The organism is Streptomyces sp. F001 (assembly GCF_004187715.1).
Taxonomy (GTDB): domain Bacteria; phylum Actinomycetota; class Actinomycetes; order Streptomycetales; family Streptomycetaceae; genus Streptomyces; species Streptomyces flavusporus.
In genome coordinates this window covers 954,808-969,263 of record NZ_QZWF01000002.1, presented here as the reverse complement: position 1 = coordinate 969,263, position 14,456 = coordinate 954,808, and the positions used below count along the sequence as shown (strand labels likewise).

The window sequence follows — 14,456 nt, the reverse complement described above, 5'->3', positions numbered from 1 at the left end:
CCTCATGCCGGCGACCAACTCCCTGGGCATGGCTATGCAGTTGCGGCCGTCGGCACTGGCAGTTTGCCGGGCACGCGAAGAGCGCATACGCCTCCATGTCGTCCTCGTACCAACCACCCAGCATGAACCGGCGCACGCGACGGCTCGACAGATGGCGTCAACCCGATGCTTCACGCCTTCCCGGCGCAGCGGGAGCGGACCGCGGCGACCGGGGGCACGCGCCCCGGCGAACTTCCCTGACCCAGCTGTTCCTTCAGCGCGGAGGGCGCGAGCGGCGAGCCGTCGGACGGCACCGCCGAGGCAGCTGGGGATGGAGCGGCTCCGCGGCCGTAGGAGGCGTGAGGTGGATCCCCAGGCTGGTTCAGGCGCCGGGTATCTGCCTCGGAGCAGATGCTGACGTGCCGGGTCAGCGACACGGCAGGCAACGCTCGCCGCGAGGGGGCGGGCAGCTACTGCGTGTCCCCCGCCCCGGCAACGACCGTACTGTTGCTGCCCGCACGCGACGTCTTCCGCCTGTCCGCCTACGCCGCTGCGCTGGCCTGCATCGTGGCCTTCGGTACCACCGAGGCGCTGACGAACTTCTTCGCCGGCACCCCCTTGCGGCCGCGCTGTGCGTCTCGCACACAGGCACGCAGGAGCCTCGGCCGACGACTGCGTCAGCTGAAGTGGACGTCGCTGAGGTCGATGGAAACCATGACCTGGTCCCTGAGCGGGCGGCCGTCGGTGTCGCGGCGGTAGGCCCGGCGTCTGGTGGGCAGCACGATGCCGTCAGCTTCCGTGTAGTCGTAGACGTACTGTGCGGCGGCGAATCCGCCGGCCACGTCGACGCGGTAGTCGTGGCGCCGCAAGAGCCGGTCGGGACCGAAGTAGAAGTCCTGGTGGGTGCTGTGGCTCGCGATGTGGGGCGGGAAGGTGGCGCGCAGACCCGGCCAGACCTCGTCTCCCTCCCACCACGGCTCGATGCCGGTGACCGTGAACCCTGGCATGGCGAGCAGGAAGGGCGTGGTGAGGTAGGTCCACAACGCGTAGCCGTTGAAGTAGGCGCGGTCGAGTGGGTCCCAGGGTGTGTCAAGGGTGTGGCCGGAGAAGGACGTCCGGGGGTCATTGCGTTCGGCCACCACGTGCCCGTCGAGTCTTTCGATGCGCACTCGTCCGGGTGTGAAGTCGGTCTTCTGGTCGGGAGCGCCGAAGGGCTGTACCGAGGCGTGCTCCTCGTGCAGCCTGACGGTCATCGGGCGCGGCGTGGCATCCTGCGGCAGGCCCTTGAGGGCGAACAGGTCACCGCCACTGACAAGGGTGGCCTGTGCCTGGGCCAGTTCCTGCCAGCGTTCGCTGCCACCATGGGCCTCGATCACCTGCGTGAGTAGATCAGTCACGTTGGTTTCCTACCGTGTTGTGCGTTCGCCGGACCGGGAGTGGAGCGGCTGTTTGGGCCGGATGGGCCAGTTCTTCCGGGCCAGGCAATGTCGCTGCGCCGTCGTCGTCGATGGCGTGGGCCGGGCGGGGCGGGTCCTTGCCTCGTCCGTCATGGGCGGTGCGCCTTCTGTAGCGTGCCGGCCTGCCGTGTGAGGTGTTCACGGAACCAGACGAGGGCGGCGGCGCTCGACTGGCTGAACTGGGTGATGTACGGGTCGAAGTGGCTGTCCGGGAGCAGTTGCAGCCGCTTGGGTTCGAGTGCCCGTTCGTAGGCGGCGAGTGCCAGGTCGGTGACGGTGGCTGTGTCGTTGACAGCGACCACCATCAGCAGCGGTGTCGGGGAGACCCTCGTGATCCAGATTCCCGGCTCGTACATGCGGGCGGCGCGGGTCGAACGGACCGTGACCTTGTTCTCCCACACGCCCTCGGGCTTCGGCTGGAGGTAGAAGTCGACGGACTCCTGCGACCGGTACGACGCCGGCACCGCGGGACAGCTGCTGACGATGGCCACCGTGTGCGGGACTTCGCCGCGAGAGCGTGCCCGCTCGTCCTCGGTGAAGGACTCCAGGCCGGCTCGGGCGTCGGGATCGACGCGGCGCAGTCCCTGCTCGTATCCGTTGTGGCCGGTGCGGGGGGTGTGCCGGCGCATTCGTCCGCGCCCTCAACGGCTCACCGCTCGGGCAGTACGGGCCCGAGGCGGAGGCGATGGACCGTCAGCAGCAACGGCTGTACGGCCCCGCGGACAGCCGGCCGCCTGTCCGAGCCGCTGTCCGGCCAGGAGCGCTTCTGGGTGGTCCTGCCGCTTGCCGGGCACAGGGGGGTCGGTGCCCTGTCGATGGCGTTCGGCGGCGAGCGCAGGGACATCATCGCCGGGCAGGGGCCGCTGACGGCGCCGGCCACGGCTGTCGGCCAAGCGGTCGAACGCACCCGGACGGACGAAGTCCGGCACGCGCTGCTGCCCCAGCCGGCCGGGGTGGTGAGCACCAGCAGGTATGCCTCGGCGACCAGCGGGATGGACCTTGGCGGAGACTGGTACGACCTCATCGCCCTTCCCGAGAACCGCATCGTGATGGTGATCGGAGACGTCCAGGGCCACAACACGGCGGCTGCCGTGGTGATGGGCGAGCTGCGCAGCGCGGTACGTGCCTACGCGACCGAGGGACACGACCCCGCCGTTGTGCTCCGCCGGGCCAACCAGCTCCCGATCGGCCTGGACACCGACCTGTTCGCCACATGCTGCTGTGCCTGGCTCGCCCCGGACACCGGCCGGGCCCAGATCGCCACTGCCGGGCACCCACCGCCTCTGCTGCGCACTGCCGACGGCCGCATGCCACCCGTCCTCGTCTGTTGCGGCGGGCGGCGGCGCCGAGGACGCCGGCCTGGCCGGCTTCACGGTCCCGGCCTCCGCCAGTGCGGCAGTGGCGTGGCCGCCGGGCGGACCCGGTCAGTCCTGTACCGCCGAGTGTTGGCGTGGGCGGGGGCGGCCGGGTCGTGCCGCGCGCCGGCGGGGTGTGTCGACGGGCAACGCGGTCTCGATGGGGTCTGCCGCACGCGAGCGGACCAGGAGGATGTCCTCGGGGGACAGTTCCCTGCCGTCCTCGGCGGTGAGTGTGAGCGGTCGTGGTTGCCGGCCCGTGCGGGCGTCGATGACGCGATGGACGGGCTCGTCGTCGTCGAACAGGTGCTTCAGCCCCCACTGGCGCATGGCCGCCAGGACGGTGTGGAAGTCCCGTCCCTTCTCGGTCAGGACGTACTCGTGCGAGTTGCCCAGGTCCGACTCGTGGATCTCGAAGATGCCCACCGCCACGAGTTTTTGCAGGCGCGCGGTCAGAATGTTGGTGGCGAGGCCGATGCTCTTGCTGAAGTCGGTGAAACGGGTGACGCCGTGCATGGCGTCGCGCAGGATCTGGAAAGTCCAGGCGTCGCCGACCTCGTGCAAGGAGCGGTCGATCGGGCAAGGAGACCGCCCCAGTTCCCGACGCTTCATCGGTGACTCCCCTCACATGTCACTTGCAATTGTAGAGCAACCTGGCCGCCTCTCCCCTGGCCCGGACGGACGGCGCCCACACCGATTCGGGCGGCCGGCGCTTTGCACCGACACCCTTCGAGATCACTTGCTTTTTGCAAGTGGAGCGGTCAGGCTGGCCGTAGCGCTTGCAAAAAGCAAGTGGAAAGTGGACGGAGGAGCTGAACGCCGATGTCCGAGAAGCACGACACGATCCGGACCGAGCTGCGCAACGGGGTCCTGTGGGCCACGATCGACAACCCCCCGATCAACCTGCTCGACGAGCGGTTCGTCGCAGACCTGATCGCACTGCTCGACGCGACCGACGCCGACGACGGCACGCGGGTTGTCGTCTTCCGCAGTGCCGACGCCGACTTCTTCATCCCGCATGTGGACATCGAGCACATCGCCGAGTACACGGCGACGGCGGCGACGTCCGGCGGGCCGGACGACGTCAGCCTCGGTGCGCTCTACCGGCGGCTCAGCGAGGCACGCCCCGTCACGATCGCACTCCTCGAGGGCCGGGCGCGCGCCGCTGGCGCAGAGTTCCTCTACGCCTGCGACATGCGGTTCGCCTCCCTCGAACGCGCGGTGATCGGCCAGATCGAGGTGGCTCTGGGCACCTACCCCGGCGCGGGAGCGGTCCAGCAACTCGTACGGCTGGCCGGACGCGGCCTGGCCATGCAGGTGATCCTCGGCTGCGAGGACCTCGACGCCCGCGAGGCCGAACGCATCGGCGTGGTCAACAAGGCCCTGCCCGACCAGGAACTGGTCGCCTACGTCGAGCGTCTCGCCGAGCGCATCGCCAAATTCCCCGAGGCCGCCGTACGGCTCGCCAAGCGCCGGATCAACGCGGCCGGCCTCCCGGCCAAGGAGGACGTCCAGGTCGACGCGGGCTTCTTCCAGATCCTGGCCCGCGACCCATCGAGCACCGCCCGGATGGCCGCTGCCATGCAGCGCGGGATGCAGGAACGCACCCGCACCGAACTCGACTTCGGTGCAGCGGTCGGGGAGCTGTGAACAGACGTCCCTGCCGCAGCCGGCGCCCTCTCCCCCGCTCCCCCTCGGTGACAAGCGCCGCGGGAAAAGGCGGCGGCAGGCACACCGGGAAACCCGCACATCCGATGCCGTACTTCAAGGAGTTGTGATGCAGGTAGCCGTAGTCACCTTCGACGGATTCAACGAACTCGACAGTTTCATCGCCTCCGCGCTGATCAACCGATGCCGCAAGGACGGCCTGGAGGCCTTCATCACCACGCCGACGCCGGTGGTCACCTCCATGAACGGCATCGAGGTGAGCGGGCAGCGGCCGATGGAGTTCGTGACCGAAGCCGACGTCGTACTGATCGGCAGCGGCGTGAAGACGCGGGACGTGGTCGCCGACGACCGGCTGATCTCCCGGCTGCCACTCGATGCTTCCCGGCAGCTGATCGGCGCGCAGTGCTCCGGCGCGCTGGTGCTCGCCCGGCTCGGACTGCTCAAGGACATGCCCGCCTGCACGGACATGAAGAGCCGGCCCTTCGTCGAAGCCCTTGATGTCACCGTGCTGGACGCACCGTTTTACGCCGAGGGCAACATCGCCACAGCGGGCGGCTGCCTGGCATCCCAGTACCTCGCCACCTGGGTGATCACCCGGACGCTGGGAGAGGACGCCGCACGCGACGTCATCGACTACGTGGCCCCGGTCGGCGAGAACCAGGAGACGGTCGAGCGCGCCCTGCGAGCCGTCCACGCAGGCGAACTCGCACTACGCTGACGCGCGCCCGCCCCCCATCAGCCGTCCAAGGGGGCCGCCTGCCTGCCATCGCTCCTGCGCGGCAGGCAGGTGTGTGACTGCGGGGCCGACGCCGCTCCAAGGGAGACGTCGCGGCGGCAGATCGTTCATGCCCGGGGCGAGGGTCTTTGGCCGGCAGGGTGATGGCGGCCCTGGCGATGTCAGCCCCGGCACCCGGGTGCAGGAGCGATGCCGGGTCGGTACTGCAGGCCTGAACATCGCCCGCTCCCAGATCGGCGCTTCCCTCGACGCCTTGCACACGGCCCAGGAACTCGCCGACATGGCCGTCCCCGGCTTCGCGGACGCGGTCACGGTGGACCTCCTGGAATCCGTTCTCACCGGCGACGCGCCCATCGGTCCGGTGAGTCGGCTGCCGATGCGTCGTGCGGCGTTCAGGGCCCAGGACGGCCAGTTCGGTGCCTACCCGGTGGGCAGCGCCGGCGCGTTTCCGTTCCCCACCCCCTACACGCAGGCGCTGGTCGATCTCCGTCCACCGCTGGTGGACTCCGTCCGCCCGACCGACAGGTGGCCGGCCAACGACCGGGTGCGGGCCGAGTTCATCGCCCGCGCGGGCGTGCACTCACTGATCGTGGCGCCGCTGACCGTCTACGGGCTCGTCCTGGGCCTGGTCAGCTTCTACCGGAAGGACACCCGCTCCCAGCCCTTCGACGAGGAGGACCTGTCGCCGGCGACGCAGTTGGCCGCCTGCACCGCGCTGTGCGTCGACAACGCCCGTCGCTTCACCCGCGAGCGCACGGTCAACACTGCGCTGCAACGCAGTCTGCTGCCCCACACCCCGCCCGAGGTGACGGCGGTGGAGCCCTCCCACTGTTACCTTCCCGGACGGTACGGGGCCCACTGGTTCGACGTCCTCACCCTCTCCAGCTGCCGGGTGGGCATGGTCATCGGATACGTCCCCGGCAAGGATCTCTACGCCTCGGCGGCGATGGGCAGCCTGCGTACCGCCGTCTCCGCGCCGGCCTCGATGGATCTGCCGCCGGACGAACTGCTGGCGCACCTCGACGACGCCGCCCAGCGCCTGGCACGCGAACAGGACGCCGACCCGGTGGCCCTCCATCAGGCGCGTCTGCCCTTCAGCGCCTCGTGCCTGTGCCTGGTCTACGACCCGATCACCCTGTGGTGCGCGGCGGCCTCCGCGGGCCACGACGCCCCGCTGCTCACCAGCCCCGAGGGCGTCGTCAGCAGACTCGACGTGCCGGTCGGGCCGGCGCTCGGTCGCGGGATGCCGTACGAGATGTCCGTCACCGAGGTCGAGGTCGGCAGTCTGCTCTCCCTGTACTCGGATGGCAGCGCGAACCGCCACCCGGCCGAGGCCGAGGACCGGCTGCGCCGCTTGCGGGACGCGGTGGCCGACGTCTCGGCCCACCCCAAGGACATCTGCGACGAGGCCGCGTACAAGGTCCTCCGCTCGATCCCGCCGGACGGCGCGGCACTCCTCGTGGCAAGGACCCGGCGCCTTGATCCCGACCGTGTCGCGTTCTGGACGTTCCCCGCGGAACCCGCCTCGGTCCGCGAGGCCCGGCGTGCGGCGCGTGAGCGGCTGGCGTGCTGGGGGCTGGAGGACCAGGCTGTCGTCGCGGAGCTCGTCGTCAGCGAACTCGCGACCAACGTGATCAGACATGCGCAGGGCCCCATCCGGCTGCGCCTGATCCTGGACCGGGTCCTGACCGTCGAGGTGTCCGACGATGCCGACACCGCGCCCCACCTGCGTCATGCACGGCTGCAGGACGAAGGAGGACGCGGCCTTTTCCTCGTCGCTTCCTTCGCCAGTCGATGGAGCACTCGCTACGGGGAGAGCGGCAAGACCATCTGGGCCGAGGAGGAGCTGGCGGGCCTCTAAAAGCCCCTAACGCAATGCGCGCACCCGCCGGTACAGGATGATGCAGGTGGCCAACTGGAGGAAGCCGTCGTGGATGTCGTCGCGGCGTTCCCAACGGATCCTCAGGTGCCGGAAGCCGTGCAGCCAGGCGAGCGCGCGCTCGGCCACCCATCGGTGGACGCCCAGCCCGGAGCCGTGGGGCTGGCCGCGGCGGGCGATGTGCGGGGTGATGCCCAGCGCCCGGACCAGGCGGCGGTGGCTGTCGTGGTCGTAGCCGCGGTCGGCGTACAGCCGACGCGGCCGGTGCCGGGGTCTTCCCCGGCGGCCCCGCACGGGCGGGATGGCCTGGAGCAGTGGAATGAGTTGGGTGACGTCGTTGCGGTTGCCGCCGGTGTGCGTCACCGCCAGGGGGGTGCCGTGCGCCTCGGTGATCACGTGGTGCTTCGAGCCCGTGCGCGCGCGGTCGACCGGGCTCGGCCCGGTTTTGGGCCGCCCCGCAGGGCGCGCACGTGGGAGGCGTCGATCGCGGCGCGGGAGAAGTCCAGCTGGTCCGCGCCGCGCAGCTTCGCCAGCAGGATCTCCTGCAGCCGGTGCCAGACGCCGGCCTCGTTCCAGTCCCGCAGCCGACGCCAGCAGGTCATGCCCGAGCCGAAGCCCAGTTCCTGGGGCAGGAACTCCCACTGGATGCCGGTGTGCAGCACGAACAAGATGCCCTGGAGCACCCTGCGGTCATCCAGTCGCTTGCGGCCCGGATGGTCGGGGCGGCGCTCCACCACCGGCAGCAGCGGCTCGATCAGCGCCCACAGCTCGTCATCCACTTCCCAGGGCTTGGGGCGGGCCATCGCGCACCTCCTCACCGGGGCGGATCTGCACCAGCAAGTCCAGGTTAACGCGAATATTCTATTTTGTTAGGATCTCTAAGACACCAACGGCCCCTGTCATCCCTCGGCCTCACCTGACGAAACCGGACAGAACGCGATCACGCAAAGACCCTGGGCCGCGGATGCTGTGTGTCCTCGCGGCAACAGGCCACTGAGTGGACCTGTTGATGGTCAGGGTTTGCGGGCAGGGCGCCGGAGCGGGTTGGTGTGGTGATGGATCTTGATCGCGAGGGGGGCGGCGGTGAAGACGGAGGAGTAGGTGCCGACTGCCAGGCCAATGAGCAGGGCCAGGGCGAAGTCGGTGAGCGAGTTCCCGCCGAGGACGGCAAGCGAGGCGAGGATGAGGAGTGCGCCCATGCCCGTGTTGACGGTGCGGGGCAGGGTTTGCAGGATCGCGCGGTTGGTGACCTGCGGCAGTGGTGCCTTGCGGTCGTGTCGGCTCAGCTCTCGGATGCGGTCGAAGACGACGACGGAGTCGTTGACGGAGTAGCCGATGACGGTGAGGAGGGCTGCAAGGAATATGCCGTCGATGGGTTTGCCGAGCCAGGCGAAGATGCCGATGAGGATGAGCACGTCATGGGCGAGCGCGAGGACCGCGGCGCTGCCCAGCAGCCAGCGGAAGCGGGCGGCGAGATACAGCAGCTGGGCACCCAGAGCTACGGCGAGGGCGATCAGGGCGTTGCGGCGCAGTTCCTCGCCGAGGCTGGGGCCGATCAGCTCGTCGCGGATCTTGTCCGTGTCGCCACCGAGCGTTGTGACGGTTCGTGTGACGGTGGCGGCCTGGGCGTCGGTCAGTTTCCCGGTGCGCACCGTGAGGCCCATGTCTCCGGAGGACTGGACGACCGCCCCCCGTGGGAGTCCGGCCTCGTCGAGGGCGGCCCGGGCCCGTTCCGGATTTACGGGCGTGGAGGTGGCGTACTCGATCAGGCGGCCGCCGGTGAACTCGATGCCGAAGTCCAGGCCACGGATCGTGATGCCCGAAACGGCCAGGATCAGGACTGCGGCGGAGGCCGCCAGCCAGCGGTGTGGCCTGCGCATGAGTTGCGGGTTGCGGCGCGCGAGAGCGTCGCGGACCCTGCCCGTCGTGGCAAGGCCCGTGACGCGCGGGCGGCGGCGTACCCACGGGCGGGAGGCGGCGAAGTCGGCGAGCACACGGGTGACGACCAGGGCGCTGATCATGGAGGCGACAACGCCGATGCCCAGGGTGACGCCGAAGCCGCGCACGGGCCCGGAGGCGAGGACGAACAGCAGGGCGGCCGCGATCAGTGTGGTGATGTTGGAGTCGGCGATTGCGGTGAAGGCGTTGCGGAATCCGGCGGTCAGCGCCGAGCGCGGGCTGGGGCGGCGGCGGGCGGTGTGTTCTTCTCGGGCGCGTTCGAAGACGAGCACGTTGGCGTCCACGGCCATGCCGATCGCCAGGACGAAACCGGCCAGGCCCGGCAGGGTCAGGGTGGCGCCGAGGGCGGCCAGGGCGGCGTAGGCGATCAGGCCGTAGCAGGTCAGGGCCACCACTGCGAGGGCGCCCATGAGCCGGTAGGCGGCGATGATGAACAGCGCGGTCAGGGCGGTGCCGATGACGGCGGCCCAGGCGCTGGCGGTGATGGCGTGCGCGCCGAGGGTGGGGCCGATGGTGCGCTGTTCGACGGTCTCGACCGGTACGGGCAGGGCCCCGCCGTTGATGAGCAGTGCCAGTTCGCGGGCCTCGGTGTCGGTGAACGAGCCGGTGATCTGGGTGGAGCCGCCCACGATGCCCGTCTTGCAGGAGACGGACGGGTCGACCTGCGGCGAGGAGATGATCTTTTCGTCGAGGACGATGGCGACGCGGCGCGCGGGGTCGCCGACCGGGTGGCAGGCGGCCTCGCCCGTCAGGTGGGCCCACTGATCGCGGCCGGTGCGGTCGAAGTCGACGGTGACGTGCCATCCGGCGCCGGTCTGCTGGTCGAAGCGTGCGGCGGCGCCTTTGACCTCCTGCCCGGTCAGGGCGGCGGTTCGCAGGCGCAGGAGCTGGCCGGACTCGTCGGGCAGGATGCGTTCGCGAGGCCGTTTGGGCAGCGGCCGCGGGGTTTCGCCGGTGTCGGAGGTACCGAGCACGGGGTGGAAAGTGAGCTCAGCGGTGCGGCCCAGCACATCGGCTGCTTCCGTGGGATCTTGCACGCCGGGCAGTTCGACGATGATCCGGTTGCTGCCGGAACGCTGGAGGGTGGGTTCGGCGACGCCGAGCGCGTCGATGCGTCCGCGCAGCACCTCCAGGGTGCGGTCGGTGGCCTCACGGTCGGCGTCGGTGGTCGGGGTCGAGCGCGTTTCCAGCACGATCTGTGTTCCGCCGCGCAGGTCCAGTCCGAGGCGGACCGGCACGGTGAAAGTGACATACAGCGACAGGGTGATCACGGTGAGGGCGAACAGCGCCCTCACGCGGGCAGAGCGAATCAACGAAGGGCCTCCGGCGGGACACCGCGGCTGCGGTCGGCGCCCCGCGGCGGGAAGAAGGGGGAAGGGAAGGTGTCAGGTGCCGGGGGTGCCGGAGGTGCTCGCCCGCGGTCGGAAGGCGCATGGTCCGCACGGGGAGGAGTCGGCGAGGGCGATGCCGGTGGCCGGCCGACGAGGGGCAGGGCCGCAGCCCTGTCGTGGGCGGAGGCGGCGAGGTGTGCGTGGGGTGGTGTGCGTTCGCCGATCAGTGCGGGGCGGGTGCCCGCCGGGGTGGTGCAGGCGGTGACCCACCCGTCGCCCGTGGGCGAGCCGGTGTCGTGGCCGTCGGCCATGACCGCACCAGCTGGTACCGCGCTGACCGGAGCGGGCTGCGGGCTGTCCACGGGGAGGGCGGTGAGCAAAGCCAGCAGTACGGCTGCCAGCACAGCAAGCGCGGCAACGGGCCGGCCGTCGGCCGTGCCCTGGCCGGTACGCGAAGCGGGGTGCATCTGCCGCCATCCCCCCTTTCGTGGTGGCGCCGGCTGCGACGTGGCAGGTGTGGGCCTGAGGTCCTGGCTGGGGAGTGGGCAGCCGGGACCTCAGGCGGTCCGTGGGGCAGGGTCAGGGTTCGATGAGGCCGGCGCGGATGGCGTAGCGGGTGAGTTCCAGGCGGTCGCGCAGGCCGAGTTTCTGCAGCAGGTTGGCGCGGTGGCGCTGGACGGTCTTGATGCTGATGAAGAGGAGGTCGGCGATCTCCTTGGAGGGGTGCCCCTCGGCGACCAGCTTGAGGACTTCCTCCTCGCGGGGGGTGAGGATCTGGTCGGGGGTCTCCTGGCCGTGGCGGACCCGGTCGAGGTAGTTGCGGATCAGCGCGGTGACCGCGCCGGGGTAGAGGAAGGGCTCGTCGCGCATCGCGGCCCGGCAGGCGGCGACCAGATCACGGTCGGCGACGGATTTCAGCACATAGCCGCTGGCGCCGGCCTTGAGGGCCTGGAAGAAGTACTGCTCGTTGTCGTGCATGGTGAGCATCAGGATGCGCAAGCCGGGCTTGAGCGCGACCAGTTCGCGGGTGGCCTGCAGGCCGGTCAGGCGGGGCATGGCGATGTCCAGCACGGCGAGGTCGATGTCGTGGCTGCGGGCCATCTCAATGGCCTCGGCGCCGTCCCCGGCCTCGGCGACCACTTCCAGGTCCGGTTCCTGATCGAGGATGAGCCGCACGCCGCGGCGGACCAGCGCGTGGTCGTCGGCCAGCAGGATGCGGATCGTGGGTGTCTCGGACATGGTCATGGCTTCCTGGGGAGGGACGCAGTGAGCCGGACCTGGGTACCGGTCCTGGGCGCGGGGGTGACGTCGAGCCGGGCGCCGATGAACAGGGCGCGCTCACGCATGCCGCGAATCCCGGCGCCTTCGCAGGCGGCCTTGATGCCGCAGCCGTCGTCGGTGACGGACAGCACCACGCTGTTGCCGGTGCGGTGCAGAGCCACGATGACCCCTTCGGCGTCCGCGTGGCGGGCGACGTTGGTCAGGCTCTCCTGGGCAACGCGGTAGAAGACCAGTTCCATCTCCGTTGTCAGCGCGGGCAGCTCGGTATCGAAGCGGCGGGTCACCTGCAGCCCGGTGTGGGCGGCGAAATCGTGGGTGAGCGAGGTCAGCGCGCTGACCAGGCCGAGATCGTCCAGGACCCCGGGCCGCAGCCGGCGTACCAGGCGGCGGACCTCGTCCAGGCTCTCCCGGGTGATCTCCTGCACCTGGTGCAGGTCGCCGCGCAGCGGCTCACCCGCCTGGTCGGCGGCCCGCTTGAGCGACAGCAGGATCGCAGTCATGCTCTGCCCGACCTCGTCGTGCAACTCCTGTGCGATGCGGCGGCGTTCGGCCTCCTGCGCGAGCAGCACGCGGGCACTGCTGGTGGCCCTCTCCTGCTCCAGCCGCTCCAGCATGGCGTTGAAGGTGCGGATCAGCTCGGCGATCTCACCGCCGCCGTGCGCGGACAGCCGCTGGCCGGGCCGCAGCAGGTCCACGGTGGTCATCAGCTTCGTCAGCCGGTCCAACGGGGCCAGGCCCCACCGCAGCAGAGCGGCGTTGGCGACCAGCATGACCACCAGGCCGCCCACCAAGATCACGGCCTCGGTCAGCAGGACCGGCACGGAGACGGTCACCGGAGCCCACAGCAGCAGTGCCGTGGCCGTACCCAGGACCACGGCATTGAGCCCGAAGATCCGCCAGAACAGGGACACCGGACGTTACGCCTCCTTCTGTGATACGGCCTGCCTCCACTGTCGGGCATCACGCGCCCCGGACGAGCCGACGGCCCGTGGCCTCAACCGAGCCTGCCCGCCCCCGGCGGCCCGGTCGATGGGGCCTGGGCCCCATTTCCCGCGCGCGGCATACCCACGCCGACCGCGTGCATCCCGCGACCTCGCACAAATGGGGCCTGCGCCCGATAGGGATCCACCACCAAAACAGCCAAGGTGAAGACATGCCCCACCAGGCCCACGGCGGCATGGCCGTCGAAGTCGGCCACCGCCTCGCGGGCACCCCTGCCCGCACCTTCCACCCACTTAGAAGGGACGTACCGTGTCGCTCGATACCCCGCGGACCGAACCTCGCCCCGAGCGTGTGACCGCCCACGAGGTGCGCCAGCGCCTGGAGCACGCCCGCAATACCCGGCTGACCCAACTGCAGGCCCTCACCGAAACCGAACCGACCGCGGACGACCACCTGATGTCAGAGCAGAAGGCCGCCATGGAACGGGTGCTCAAAGAGATCGACGCAGCCTTCATCCGCGTCGAGGACGGCACCTACGGCACCTGCCTGGGCTGTGCCAAGCCCGTCCCCGCAGAGCGCCTGGAGATCCTCCCCTACACCCGCTACTGCGTGGCCTGCCAGCGCCGCGCCGGCTGACCGACACCCCTCCGTCCTTCGTCTTCCGCTCTGCCCAAGGGGTGCAGTGGTGAACCACCCGACCATCGACGACCTCGAAACGCACCTGTCGGCCGAGGACCTTGCCGCGCTGCGTGAGAACCTGCACGAACAACACCTGTTCCGCCAGGAGCAGCTTCAGCAGATCGCTTCCGCGGCCCTGTCCCGCGCCGCCGACCTGCGGCAGCAGCAGGCCGCCTCGCAGGTGGAGGTCCGCGTCAAGCTCGCCGCCTCCGCCCGCATGGTCCTCACCGACGTCGAAGCCGCCCTGAAACGCATGGCCGAGGGCCGCTACGGCGCCTGCCACCTGTGCCGCCGCCCCATCGCACGACAGCGGCTGATGATCGTGCCGCAGGCTCGCTTCTGCGCCCGCTGCCAGCAGGTCAGGGAGGCCGGCCGATGACCACGACACGCCACACCCTCTCCACCGTCGCCGCCCGGAACCGTCCCCTGTGCCGGCGCTGCTGCGGCGTCGCCCTGGACATGGGCAGCGCCCGTACCCGGGTATGGATCGCCGGCAGGGGACTGATCGCCGACGTTCCCACGGTGGCCTTCCCCGGCACCGGCGCGGTCTACCCCATCCAGCGCGGCACCATCATCGACACCCCGGGATGCGCCCGGATGCTGGAGCGTCTGCTCGGCCACCGCCTGCCCCGCATCATCCGCCCGCTGGTCGTCGTCACCTCCCCCGTACTGGACGGAGTCGCCTACCGGAGCGCGGCCCGCACCGCCGTTCAGGCCCTGCGGCCGCGCAGTGTGCTCACCGTCCCCAGCGCCCGGGCCGTCGCCCAGGCCGCAGGCGCAGACCTGTCCCGGCCGCTGCTCGTCATCGACATCGGCGCCCACCTCACGGAGGTGGTGCTGCTGTCCGACGGCGCCGTCGTCGACGCGCGCCGCACCGCGCTGGGCACGAGCGACCTCACCGCCACAATGCCGGCACAGATCAGTGAGGCAGTGGTGACCATGGTGACCGCGATGCTGCGGCAGGACCGCACGACACTCACCGTCGACGCCCTGCACACCGATGTTCTCCTGGCAGGCGGAGGCGTCCTGCGCCCCGAGATCACCTACCAGCTCACCGGCCGGCTCCAAGCCCCCCTGCGCATCGTGTCGGCCCCGCACACGGCCGCCGTCCGCGGCGCCGCCCAACTCCTGCAAGCCGCCCACGCCCACCCCTCCACCAACAGCTGCGCCCCACCACACACCCACTAGCCC

15 protein-coding genes are annotated in these 14,456 nt (G+C 70.4%); 6 read left to right on the top strand and 9 right to left on the bottom strand.

Going from position 1 to position 14,456, the window contains the following annotated elements; all coding sequences use genetic code 11:
* Nucleotides 1–656 precede the first annotated feature (656 nt).
* From StrepF001_RS11970 to StrepF001_RS11955, 4 genes are all read right to left on the bottom strand, one after another.
* Nucleotides 657–1,376, bottom strand: coding sequence for a hypothetical protein (locus StrepF001_RS11970; RefSeq protein WP_129798222.1), 720 nt, complete (start codon nt 1,374–1,376; stop codon nt 657–659).
* A gap of 149 nt (nt 1,377–1,525) precedes the next feature.
* Nucleotides 1,526–2,065: an alpha/beta hydrolase gene (locus StrepF001_RS11965; RefSeq protein WP_206306822.1), complete on the bottom strand. Its 540-nt coding sequence runs from the start codon at nt 2,063–2,065 to the stop codon at nt 1,526–1,528.
* A 20-nt stretch (nt 2,066–2,085) separates the two neighbouring features.
* Nucleotides 2,086–2,460 carry a hypothetical protein gene (locus StrepF001_RS47635; protein WP_240797424.1) on the bottom strand — a complete coding sequence of 125 codons (375 nt, stop codon included), beginning with the start codon at nt 2,458–2,460 and terminating at the stop codon, nt 2,086–2,088.
* Between the two features lie 400 nt (nt 2,461–2,860).
* Nucleotides 2,861–3,403 carry a helix-turn-helix domain-containing protein gene (locus tag StrepF001_RS11955; protein WP_129798221.1) on the bottom strand — a complete coding sequence of 181 codons (543 nt, stop codon included), beginning with the start codon at nt 3,401–3,403 and terminating at the stop codon, nt 2,861–2,863.
* A gap of 210 nt (nt 3,404–3,613) precedes the next feature.
* Here StrepF001_RS11955 and StrepF001_RS11950 point away from each other — a divergent pair, with 210 nt between their 5' ends.
* The 3 genes from StrepF001_RS11950 to StrepF001_RS11940 all read left to right on the top strand — a co-directional run bounded on the left by StrepF001_RS11950 (nt 3,614) and on the right by StrepF001_RS11940 (nt 7,056).
* Nucleotides 3,614–4,441 carry an enoyl-CoA hydratase/isomerase family protein gene (locus StrepF001_RS11950; protein WP_129798220.1) on the top strand — a complete coding sequence of 276 codons (828 nt, stop codon included), beginning with the start codon at nt 3,614–3,616 and terminating at the stop codon, nt 4,439–4,441.
* 127 nt (nt 4,442–4,568) lie between these two features.
* Complete coding sequence (locus StrepF001_RS11945) at nt 4,569–5,177, top strand: DJ-1/PfpI family protein (RefSeq protein ID WP_129798219.1); 609 nt, start codon at nt 4,569–4,571, stop codon at nt 5,175–5,177.
* 271 nt (nt 5,178–5,448) lie between these two features.
* Complete coding sequence (locus tag StrepF001_RS11940) at nt 5,449–7,056, top strand: SpoIIE family protein phosphatase (protein WP_165396234.1); 1,608 nt, start codon at nt 5,449–5,451, stop codon at nt 7,054–7,056.
* 6 nt (nt 7,057–7,062) lie between these two features.
* On the opposite strand, the gene StrepF001_RS11935 is transcribed toward StrepF001_RS11940, so the two are convergent.
* From StrepF001_RS11935 to StrepF001_RS11915, 5 genes are all read right to left on the bottom strand, one after another.
* Nucleotides 7,063–7,877, bottom strand: a protein-coding gene (locus StrepF001_RS11935) for an IS5 family transposase (protein ID WP_165396233.1) whose coding sequence is annotated in 2 segments (ribosomal slippage) — nt 7,063–7,520 and nt 7,520–7,877 — 816 coding nt in all. Because the reading frame shifts where the segments join, the coding sequence is not laid out codon by codon here.
* A gap of 210 nt (nt 7,878–8,087) precedes the next feature.
* A complete protein-coding gene (gene secD, locus StrepF001_RS11930; protein WP_129798217.1) occupies nt 8,088–10,346 on the bottom strand; it encodes a protein translocase subunit SecD in 2,259 nt (752 codons plus the stop codon).
* A complete protein-coding gene (locus StrepF001_RS11925; RefSeq protein ID WP_129798216.1) occupies nt 10,343–10,831 on the bottom strand; it encodes a hypothetical protein in 489 nt (162 codons plus the stop codon). Before StrepF001_RS11925 ends, secD begins: the two co-directional genes overlap by 4 nt.
* 112 nt (nt 10,832–10,943) lie before the next feature.
* Nucleotides 10,944–11,603, bottom strand: coding sequence for a response regulator transcription factor (locus tag StrepF001_RS11920; protein WP_240797423.1), 660 nt, complete (start codon nt 11,601–11,603; stop codon nt 10,944–10,946).
* Nucleotides 11,604–11,605: 2 nt separating this feature from the next.
* On the bottom strand, nt 11,606–12,556 hold the full coding sequence (locus tag StrepF001_RS11915) for a sensor histidine kinase (RefSeq protein ID WP_129798214.1): 951 nt from the start codon (nt 12,554–12,556) through the stop codon (nt 11,606–11,608).
* 340 nt (nt 12,557–12,896) lie between these two features.
* On the opposite strand from StrepF001_RS11915, the gene StrepF001_RS11910 reads away from it, so the two are divergent.
* Genes StrepF001_RS11910 through StrepF001_RS11900 form a run of 3 tightly spaced genes read left to right on the top strand, consistent with a single transcriptional unit; the run spans nt 12,897 to nt 14,453 of the window.
* Nucleotides 12,897–13,223, top strand: a complete 327-nt coding sequence (locus tag StrepF001_RS11910) for a TraR/DksA C4-type zinc finger protein (RefSeq protein ID WP_129798213.1) — start codon at nt 12,897–12,899, stop codon at nt 13,221–13,223.
* A gap of 46 nt (nt 13,224–13,269) precedes the next feature.
* Nucleotides 13,270–13,644: a TraR/DksA C4-type zinc finger protein gene (locus StrepF001_RS11905; RefSeq protein WP_129798212.1), complete on the top strand. Its 375-nt coding sequence runs from the start codon at nt 13,270–13,272 to the stop codon at nt 13,642–13,644.
* Complete coding sequence (locus StrepF001_RS11900; RefSeq protein ID WP_129798211.1) at nt 13,641–14,453, top strand: rod shape-determining protein; 813 nt, start codon at nt 13,641–13,643, stop codon at nt 14,451–14,453. The genes StrepF001_RS11905 and StrepF001_RS11900 overlap by 4 nt, the downstream gene beginning before the upstream one ends.
* Nucleotides 14,454–14,456 lie beyond the last annotated feature (3 nt).

Bases quoted from the DNA above. Each gene is read 5' to 3' on its own strand.
- StrepF001_RS11965 (WP_206306822.1), bottom strand. From the start codon at position 2,065: ATGCGCCGGCACACCCCCCGCACCGGCCACAACGGATACGAGCAGGGA.
- StrepF001_RS11945 (WP_129798219.1), top strand. From the start codon at position 4,569: ATGCAGGTAGCCGTAGTCACCTTCGACGGATTCAACGAACTCGACAGT.
- StrepF001_RS11920 (WP_240797423.1), bottom strand. From the start codon at position 11,603: ATGTCCGAGACACCCACGATCCGCATCCTGCTGGCCGACGACCACGCG.
- StrepF001_RS11950 (WP_129798220.1), top strand. From the start codon at position 3,614: ATGTCCGAGAAGCACGACACGATCCGGACCGAGCTGCGCAACGGGGTC.
- StrepF001_RS11925 (WP_129798216.1), bottom strand. From the start codon at position 10,831: ATGCACCCCGCTTCGCGTACCGGCCAGGGCACGGCCGACGGCCGGCCC.
- StrepF001_RS47635 (WP_240797424.1), bottom strand. From the start codon at position 2,460: ATGAGGTCGTACCAGTCTCCGCCAAGGTCCATCCCGCTGGTCGCCGAG.
- StrepF001_RS11955 (WP_129798221.1), bottom strand. From the start codon at position 3,403: ATGAAGCGTCGGGAACTGGGGCGGTCTCCTTGCCCGATCGACCGCTCC.
- StrepF001_RS11900 (WP_129798211.1), top strand. From the start codon at position 13,641: ATGACCACGACACGCCACACCCTCTCCACCGTCGCCGCCCGGAACCGT.